This window comes from Alkaliphilus pronyensis (assembly GCF_009017275.1).
GTDB lineage: Bacteria > Bacillota > Clostridia > Peptostreptococcales > Natronincolaceae > Alkaliphilus_C > Alkaliphilus_C pronyensis.
Window position 1 is genome coordinate 1 of sequence record NZ_WBZC01000055.1, and the last position, 8994, is coordinate 8994.

At 35.0% G+C, this 8994-nt stretch carries 9 protein-coding genes; all 9 read left to right on the forward strand.

Annotation, left to right across the window (positions count from 1 at the left end; translation table 11 throughout):
• The first annotated feature begins 28 nt into the window (after positions 1-28).
• The 9 genes from F8154_RS12455 to F8154_RS12495 all read left to right on the forward strand — a co-directional run bounded on the left by F8154_RS12455 (position 29) and on the right by F8154_RS12495 (position 8874).
• On the forward strand, positions 29-316 hold the full coding sequence (locus F8154_RS12455; protein WP_151861954.1) for a transposase: 288 nt from the start codon (positions 29-31) through the stop codon (positions 314-316).
• A 50-nt stretch (positions 317-366) separates the two neighbouring features.
• Positions 367-1191: an IS3 family transposase gene (locus tag F8154_RS12460; protein ID WP_243141246.1), complete on the forward strand. Its 825-nt coding sequence runs from the start codon at positions 367-369 to the stop codon at positions 1189-1191.
• 212 nt (positions 1192-1403) lie between these two features.
• Entirely contained in the window at positions 1404-2228 is an 825-nt protein-coding gene (locus F8154_RS12465) for a recombinase family protein (RefSeq protein ID WP_243141247.1), read from the forward strand.
• A gap of 180 nt (positions 2229-2408) precedes the next feature.
• Complete coding sequence (locus F8154_RS12470) at positions 2409-3773, forward strand: MATE family efflux transporter (RefSeq protein WP_243141248.1); 1365 nt, start codon at positions 2409-2411, stop codon at positions 3771-3773.
• Between the two features lie 27 nt (positions 3774-3800).
• A complete protein-coding gene (locus tag F8154_RS12475; RefSeq protein ID WP_151861956.1) occupies positions 3801-4073 on the forward strand; it encodes a metal-sensing transcriptional repressor in 273 nt (90 codons plus the stop codon).
• 959 nt (positions 4074-5032) lie between these two features.
• Entirely contained in the window at positions 5033-5437 is a 405-nt protein-coding gene (locus F8154_RS12480; RefSeq protein WP_151861957.1) for an ArsR/SmtB family transcription factor, read from the forward strand.
• Positions 5437-7362, forward strand: a complete 1926-nt coding sequence (locus F8154_RS12485; RefSeq protein ID WP_151861958.1) for a heavy metal translocating P-type ATPase — start codon at positions 5437-5439, stop codon at positions 7360-7362. The genes F8154_RS12480 and F8154_RS12485 overlap by 1 nt, the downstream gene beginning before the upstream one ends.
• Before the next feature lie 191 nt (positions 7363-7553).
• Positions 7554-8081: a hypothetical protein gene (locus F8154_RS12490; protein WP_151861959.1), complete on the forward strand. Its 528-nt coding sequence runs from the start codon at positions 7554-7556 to the stop codon at positions 8079-8081.
• Between the two features lie 337 nt (positions 8082-8418).
• Entirely contained in the window at positions 8419-8874 is a 456-nt protein-coding gene (locus F8154_RS12495) for a hypothetical protein (protein WP_151861960.1), read from the forward strand.
• Positions 8875-8994: the final 120 nt, after the last annotated feature.

An 8994-nucleotide genomic window follows, 5' to 3' on the forward strand; every position in this document is an offset into this window, starting at 1 on the left:
CTAAACATATTATACGAGGGTGTTGAAAATGTCAAGTAATAACAATAGATATGATGATGAATTTAAAGCTAGTGCAGTAAAAATGGTAGTAGAAAAATGTAGATCAATTAGTGCTGTAGCAAAGGACCTTGGAGTATCAGAGCCTGCCCTTAGAAGATGGGTTAAAGCTAGTACAGAACCAGAAGATTCCGCTTCTAAGAGATTGGCTGAACTAGAAGAAGAAAATAAAAGACTAAAGAAAGAGCTCGATGATACTAAGGACACAGTCGAAGTCCTAAAAAAGTCAGTAGCCATTTTTATAAAACCACAGAAGTAACAACTACCACTAAATATAAGTTTATCAAAACTAATGCTTCCGGGCATTCTGTGGAGAAAATGTGCTATCTACTAAAAGTGTCCCGAAGCGGTTATTACGATTGGGTTGATAGACCTTTATCCCAAAGAGAAATAAAACATAATAAAATACTTAAAGAGATTAAAAGGATCCACAAGAAGCATCCAGTATGGGGCGTTGATCCGATTTGGGCTGAGATAAAAGAAATAATCCCATGCAGTCGTAACACAGTATATAGCATAATGAAGAAAAACAGCATAAAGTCAAAGCGTAAAAGAAAATGGAAGGCAACCACCGACAGCAATCATAATTTAGCAGTGGCACCAAATCTACTAGAACAAAACTTTGATATAAAAGTACCTAATACCGTCTGGGTAGGGGATATTACCTACAACTGGACAGAGGAAGGCTGGCTCTATACAGCTATTGTTAAAGACCTATGTACCAAAGATGTAGTTGGCTATGCTATGAGTGAAAGAATGACCAAAGAACTAGTAATAAAAGCAATTGAAATGGCTCTAAAGCGAGAAAGACCATCACCTGGTTTAATATTTCATTCAGATAGAGGTAGCCAGTATTGTTCAAATGACTTCAAATATCTACTAAAGGCCAAGCATATAAGGCAAAGTATGAGTCGCAAGGGAAATCCCTACGATAATGCCTGTGCAGAAAATTTCTTTAGCTGCTTAAAGTGTGAATGCACTAATTTCTACTCATTTAGAACAAGAGAAGCCGCTAAACAAGCTATATTTGAATATATAGAAATCTATTATAACCGTCAAAGGCGCCATGCAGCCTTAGGTTGGATAACTCCTGTTGCATATAAAAAGATGTGGTACTCAAATCTTGCAGCATAGATATGTTTTTGGAATAATTGCTTAGTGCCAAAGCAACTTGAATTTCTTGTTATGTCAAGGGCGGCGAAGCCGTTTATTTAACCCTTGATTTACTAGAAATTTAAGTATACTTCTTAAAGCAATTATTCAGAAACAGAGATATCAGAAGTAAATCCTAGGAATTACATTCAATAAAAAGATATGCTCACGAATCAGTGTCCGAAAAACCGATAATGCCTCAAATTAGAAGACGCTTTGAAAACGGACAGTTCAAGATGAGTACAAAACGCTTCTTAGGCTACGACACCGATGAGAATGGGAAGTTGGTCATCAATCGAGAACAGGCCAAAATCGTAGAGCGGATTTACGATGAATACCTTTCAGGGAAGACCGTAGACCACATCAAGAGGATACTTGAAAAAGAAGAAGTGAAGAACTGGAATGGTACAACCAAGTGGCATGCAAAGACGATTCAGAGCATGCTTCAGAATGAAAAGTATAAGGGTGATGCCATACTACAAAAGAGTTACACCGTTGATTTCCTGACTAAAAAGCGAGCAAAGAATGAAGGCCACATTCAGCAGTACCACATTGAAGAAAACCATGAAGCCATTATTGACCCGCTGATTTGGGAAGCGGTTCAGCTGGAATACGATAGAAGAAGTAACTACATCGAGGAACATGGGACCAACTCATACTCACACAATCCAGAAAGAAACCTTTTTGCAGGAAAGATAGTCTGCGGCACCTGCAATCAGGCATTCACCAGAAAAGGCTGGAAGTCAAAGAACAGCTACAGAAAGGTATGGCAATGCCAGGAACGGTATAAGGTCAAAGGGGTACAGGGCTGCACCAACAGGCACATTGATGAAGCTATTCTGATTGATGCCTTCATCCTTTCTTGGAACGCACTTCTTGATAACAGAGAAGAACTGAAAAAGAAATGGGAAACAACCGCAGAGTTTGGAAACACGCTGGAACAGTACAGAGCTGTCCAGTTTCAGATATCACAGAAGATGCAAAACACATTAAAGAAATCGATACGGACTTCATCTTAAGGACCTTGGACCACATCAAAGTTTATGAAACTGGACAAATCATCATCCGCTTTATGGACGGAACGGAGATGGAGTGTAATGGAGAGTAATATTAAAACCCGTTGTTGCCAAATGAGTAACAAACTAGTATAATTAATTCATATCCCCCCAGGGGGGATAATTTTCATGAGGGGGATATGAATGGATCAGATAAAAAGAGCTATAGATAAGTTTACTGCCTTTACTAATATAAAAACAATTATGTTTCTAGCGATACCTGCCATGATAGAGAATATATCGCAAGTATTCATTGGAGTAGTGGATACTTATTTTGTAGGCAAATTAGGAACAGAAGCGATTGCCGGTGTAGGAGTCACAAACTTGACGATGAATGTATATATCGCATTTTTTCTTGCATTAGGAATTGGAACGACAGCTGTTGTATCTAGATTTATCGGAGCTAGTGACAACGAAAACGCAAATCATGCTGTAAAACAGTCGTTAATTATGAGTACCGTTATTGGATTAAGTTTCGGCCTTATTAACCTGTTTTTTTCAAAGCGACTATTGATACTGCTGGGAGCGGAGGATAGGGTTATTGAATACGCTTTGCCATATTTTTTGGCAGTTGCAGTACCTGCAGTTTTTCTATGCGTAAATATGGTTCTTTCCAGTGCTCTAAGAGGTGCAGGAGATACAAAGACACCTATGAAGATTGCAGTTTTAGCAAATGTTATCAATGTAATACTTGATTATATATTGATTTTTGGTATTTTCAGCTTTAATGGATTAGGGATTTTAGGAGCAGGGTTAGCGACTACTACTTCCAGAGTAATAAGTGTTATACTGTTACTGAAAAAGATAAATGGAAAAGAAACTAAAATAAAAGTCTCTATCTTTAATCAATGGAGAATTGATTATTTAATGTTAAAATCCATTATAAAGATTAGCATACCTGCTGCGGTGGAACGTTTAACAATGAGATCGGGTCAACTTATCTATGGAGGTATGATAATAAAAATAGGAACTGAGGCCTACGCTGCTCATAATATAGCTGGTACAATAGAAACATTCTCTTACTTACCTGGAATGGGATTTGGCATAGCAGCAGCGACCCTGGTAGGTCAGAATTTAGGTAGGGAGAATAAGGATGAGGCACAAAGAGCTGGATTGATGTCATATTTTTTATCTACAGTATTTATGGTTTTCGTAGGAACTATTTTTTATGTCTATGCTCCATTACTCGCTAGAATATTTACAGAAGATGCACTAGTAATTGATCAGGTTGTTAAAGTGTTAAGAATAATCGCTTTGTTTCAACCTTTTTTATGTATGACCCTTGTATTAACTTCAGCCTTACAAGGAGCAGGGGACACAAAGTTTCCTATGTACTCTTCTCTTATTGGAATTTGGGGTATAAGAGTACTAGGTGTATATATTTTATGTATTAGATTAGGGTATGGATTAGTTGGTGTGTGGATTGCCTACGCTATTGATATTACTGTAAGGGGAGTAATTTTAATGACACGTTACTTAAAAGGCAAATGGAAAAATATTAGTATATAATAGTTTTTACAAAGGAGGACTTATAACATGGCACAACATAAACACCCTAACCAAAAACAAATTATTAATAGAATGGCTAGAATAATTGGTCATTCAGAAGCAATAAAGAGAATGCTAGAAGAAGAAAAAGAATGTAGCCAAATATTAATACAAATTGCTGCTGTTAAATCGGCTCTAAATAATGTGGGAAAATTAATCTTAAAAGACCATATTAATCACTGTATTGTAGAAGCCGTAGAGAATGAGGATGATAATGCTTTAGAGAAGTTAGATGAAGCAATAGACAAGTTTATTAAGTAATGAATCTTAACAATTTACTTTTGATAAGTAGAATAAACACACTTAATTGATTTTAATTTTTTTCTGGATAAATCTAAACAATAATATGACTGCAAATATGAATAAAGAAATAATCAAAGTATAGTTTTTAATATATAGTAAAAGTGTTTCTCCATAAAAGGTTACTACAATCCCTTGAGGAAGGTGCCTTAGGATTCTACTTATAATGGATGCATAAATAAATTTTCTAAAATGTATACCAAAGATTCCAGCGGACAGTACATAGGCTTCATAAGGAATTGGGGTAAATGAAGAAGTGAGAATTGCAAAAAGGAATTTCTGTCATATAGTTTTTTAAGTTTGTTAAAATTTTCTATTGGAACAAATTTATTTATTATAGACTTTCCTAAAATGCTGCTCAAATGATACCCTGTAATTGACCCTAGGATAGAGAATATTATCAATACAGTTGAATAGAAAAATGCTTTAGTAGGATTAGATAAGTAAATTGGAATAGAAACAAGTTCCATAGGCACTGGTAAAAAAATAGCTTCTAAAAATGCAATAATTATGATCACTATTATCTTAAAGTTTCCAAGTATAGAAAGAATATTGTCTAATTTAATGGCCTCCATTAGTTTAAAGTAGATGTAAAAATAGTATCAGGAGCATTTATATCTGACAAGTGCTTTTAGGGAGAATATTGTAAATAGTTTTGCAAAGTTTCTTCCAAACTACACCTTTCTTTTTATTTGCTTTAAAATCAGTTTTTTTCTAGCTCGCATTTTTTAATTATGTAATTAGGTGAAAAAATAGTTCTTTACAAATAAAACAGCACTTGTTATACTGTTTTTATTGAGTATTTGAATATATTCTCAAATGCTCAATAAAGATTCGCTAAATTGCTATATGTTATATTAGCTTATAAGGTAAAGGCAATATATTTCAGAGAAAAAGACAAGTTGTAGGAGGAAAGCATTATGGGAAAAGACTGTTCTTTTGAACTAAAGTGTTTAGAAGGTCATGTTTGTACCAATAACGACAAATGTTCAAGTGAAGAGGCTCTTCAAAAATTAAAAGGAGAAATGCCAGAAGATGTATTTTTTCTTAGATTAGAAGAACTATTTAAGGCCATGGGAAGCCAAACTAGATTAAAAATTATATTTGCCTTGATGGAGGCCAATGAGTTGTGCGTTGAACACCTAGCGGACATGGTGAACATCAGTGTTTCTGCCGTTTCTCATCAATTGAAAGGACTACGTCAGTTGCGCCTTGTGAAGACACGTAAACAAGCACAAAGTGTCTATTACTCTCTAGATGATGAGCATATATCACTGTTATTTAATACAGCTCGTACCCATTTATTTGAGGAGGATGGTTTCTAATGAAGCAATTTTATAAAGAACATAAACAGGATTTCCGTATTGCAGCAGTTACGGCCATCCTGATATTACTTTCTATAACAAAAATATTACCAACAATTTTAACAATTGATACGGTTTTAATTGCAGCAATTATTGGTGGTTATCCCATATATCTAGGAGCTATTAGTGCTCTTATTTTTCAACGAAAAACAAAGATTGGTTTATTAGTCAGTATTGCTATGGTAGCAGCAATTGCAATAGGTGAATACTTAGCTGCTGCTGAAGTTGCTTTGATTATGATTATAGGAGAATTACTAGAAACATACTCTGTTAGAAAATCAGCTAAAGCCTTAGAAAATTTACTTCACATTGTACCGACTGAAGCAAGAAAAGTAGCTTCGATTCAAGATTCTGCAGAAACGATTATACCTAGCAAGGAAATAAAAGTTAATGATCTATTACTTGTGAAACCAGGAGAGCGAATTCCTGCTGATGGGAAAGTGATAGCGGGAACTACTTATGTAGATGAATCACCACTTACCGGTGAATCGAAGTCGATTGAAAAATATTTAGGTGAGTCTGTATATGGGGGAAGTTTAAATCAAAGTCAAGCAATATACGTGCAAGTAGATAAGGTCGGGGATGATTCACTGATTGGACGAGTTTTGCAGTTAGTTAAGAAGGCACAGGAAGAGAAAGCACCCATTCAGAGACTGATTGATCGAGTAGCAGGTTGGTTTGTCCCTATGAGTATTATGATAGCAGGGTTAGTGTTTTTATTCACCCAAGATGTCGTTCGCGCTGTTACGGTATTGATTGTCTTTTGTCCTTGTGGTATGTTGTTAAGTACTCCAACTGCTGTTATGACAGGTGTAGGTAGGGGAGCACAACTAGGAGTCTTAATCAAAGGTGCACCGGCACTAGAAGCTATAAGTAAAATCAATACGATTATATTTGATAAAACTGGGACCCTTACAAACGGCAAGCCTGAAGTTGTTGATATATCATTAATCGATCTAGATTGGGATCGGCCTCGGTTATTACAATTAGCGGCAAGCTTAGAAGGTTTATCAGAACACCATATTGCAAAAGCAATTACTAGAGCTGCTAAGAATGAAGGTATAAGCTGGCAATTAGCTAGCGAATGGAAAAGCATAGTAGGTATTGGGATTGAAGGAACTGTTAATGGGAAAAAGGCCTATATAGGAAACAAAAGTGTGCTTAAATACTTGAATATGGATTTACATAAAGTGATAACTGATAAGCAAAAGCACTGTAATGATCAAGGACATACAACAATTTTTATTGTATACAATCAGAAACTGATTGGGATGGTGGCAATTGATGATCCAATTCGAGAAAAGGCTATAGCTACTATTAGAAATCTGAAGAGTAAGTACATAAAGGATATAAGAATAGCTACGGGAGATAATGAATATGTGGCAAAGAGGATTGCTAATGAATTAGAAATTGATCAAGTCTATGCTTCTTTACTGCCAGATGAAAAATTAGAGATTGTTAAACAACTTCAAACCAATGGAAAGAGAGTCCTAATGATTGGGGATGGCATTAATGATGCGCCTGCTCTCATGCAAGCAGATGTCGGAGTAGCAATGGGGAAAACAGGTACGGATGTGGCAATCGAAGCGGCAGATATAGCACTTCTGTCAGATGCTATTGAGAAAATTCCACTAGCTTTACAATTAAGTAAACGTACAGTTAGTACTATTAAAATAAACCTATGGCTTGCTAATGGTATTAACGTATTTGCATTAATTGCTGCTGCTTATGGATGGATTGGACCTGTAATGGCAGCTATCATCCATAACTTCGGTGCTATTATCGTTGTATTAAACTCCTTGGGTCTCTACCGCTTCCATAGACAACAAGATTTTGACTATAACAGCGTAGAAACAGAAATGGTAATTGAAAAAGCACATAGTTAATTGTCAAGAAACTGTTGAGTAAATGCTACTATATATAACAATAGGACCCTAATAATTGAGATGTTTGAGAATTATTAAGTTATGTTGATAGCGGTTATAGAAAGAAAATTATCAAACTAAAATTGCAACTTGACTTCTCAAGATTTCTACCGCATTACTAGATACCAATTGAAGGATTGGAGGTAATGCAAATGACTAATGAACAACAAGAGAAAATCATTGAATTACGAAAGTTAGGCATAGGATACCGAAGTATAGCTACAGCCATGCATATATCCAGGGATAAGGTTAGAAACTTTTGCAAAGCCCAAGGGTTAGATGGCTATGGTAAGAATAATAAGAAGCCAGAAGAAGAAAAAATGATAAGAGAGCTCTGCAAAAACTGCGGCAAGCGAATTAATCAAAAGCGTATTAAGGGCCGACCAAAGACCTACTGTTCTAAAGAGTGTAAAAAAGAATGGGAAGTAAAGCACCCAACATTGTATCAACATGTATGTTATTACTGTGGGAAGAAATTTGAGAGCAAAGCAAAGAGTGCAGACTTCTGCTGCCACAAATGTTATATACGAGATCGATTCTGGCGTGATGAAGATATTGAAACAGTGGTTAAGCATTTGAGAAAAGGAACACCGATACCCAAATCACTTGGATGGGTTAAAGACTTAATTGATGGTCGAGAATGTAGGCAATCGGGTGAAAAACTAGAAGAATCCATATGATTTTGGCTCACCCCTTTGAGACTTAATTAAATCAAAAAGGGGTGCAAAATGATGATTTTACCCCTATAATATTGAGATTTGATAAACTGTATAATACCTATGTGCAGACACATGTTGAGACGGTCGTGTTGATAGAGGGAAAATAGTCACTGAAATCAAGGATTGTAGACGATAATTAACCATACAGTTTGGCGTGTTCAAAGTTTGGAGAAACAGAAAAGACCATAATTATAGTCAATTAATGGGGTTAAGTTTTGTGGGTACAGTTTAATGATTTAGCATAAGATTATTGATTAGATACATAGTAATGTATCTATGACTTTGGAGGACTAACTGAATGAAAAAACAATTGTTAAATCTAGCAATAGGTGAATGTGCAGCCCTATGTACATTTATTTATATATATAGATTATTAAACTTGGGAATGTCTAGTTTTTTAGCATTTGCGTATCTTATATTTATACTATTACAAGGAAGTATATATTGGTTTTATAGATATATATTGTTAATTAAAAGAGTAAGTTTTAGTATTAAGGCTATAAAATTACTAAGGTTTTTAAGGCAGTTAAATATGATTGTATTATTAGTTATAGGTTTGATAATACCTATTTTCAAGAGTGATTTCAAAGATTTATTTATTGCTATTGGATTGTTTTTATTCGGAGTAATTGAATATGTAAACTACTATTGGTATAGATTAAGTTATGGTAAATTAGGATTTAACATTAGAATACTATTTAAAACAAAATTACAAGAGTCAAGTATAAACAAGTTGATTAATAAACAAAGCTAGGACACAGTTTTTATAGACAAGACAGGGAATAGCAATGTCGTCAGCTTAAGAAAATCAAATAAAAAATTTGTGTTTTTTCTCAAAAATATTTGACATAGCCATGGGGACGGTTCGAGACCA

Coding starts and splice junctions, on each gene's coding strand:
- F8154_RS12455 (WP_151861954.1), top strand. CDS start 29: ATGTCAAGTAATAACAATAGATATGATGATGAATTTAAAGCTAGTGCA.
- F8154_RS12475 (WP_151861956.1), top strand. CDS start 3,801: ATGGCACAACATAAACACCCTAACCAAAAACAAATTATTAATAGAATG.
- F8154_RS12480 (WP_151861957.1), top strand. CDS start 5,033: ATGGGAAAAGACTGTTCTTTTGAACTAAAGTGTTTAGAAGGTCATGTT.
- F8154_RS12495 (WP_151861960.1), top strand. CDS start 8,419: ATGAAAAAACAATTGTTAAATCTAGCAATAGGTGAATGTGCAGCCCTA.
- F8154_RS12490 (WP_151861959.1), top strand. CDS start 7,554: ATGACTAATGAACAACAAGAGAAAATCATTGAATTACGAAAGTTAGGC.
- F8154_RS12470 (WP_243141248.1), top strand. CDS start 2,409: ATGGATCAGATAAAAAGAGCTATAGATAAGTTTACTGCCTTTACTAAT.
- F8154_RS12465 (WP_243141247.1), top strand. CDS start 1,404: ATGCCTCAAATTAGAAGACGCTTTGAAAACGGACAGTTCAAGATGAGT.
- F8154_RS12485 (WP_151861958.1), top strand. CDS start 5,437: ATGAAGCAATTTTATAAAGAACATAAACAGGATTTCCGTATTGCAGCA.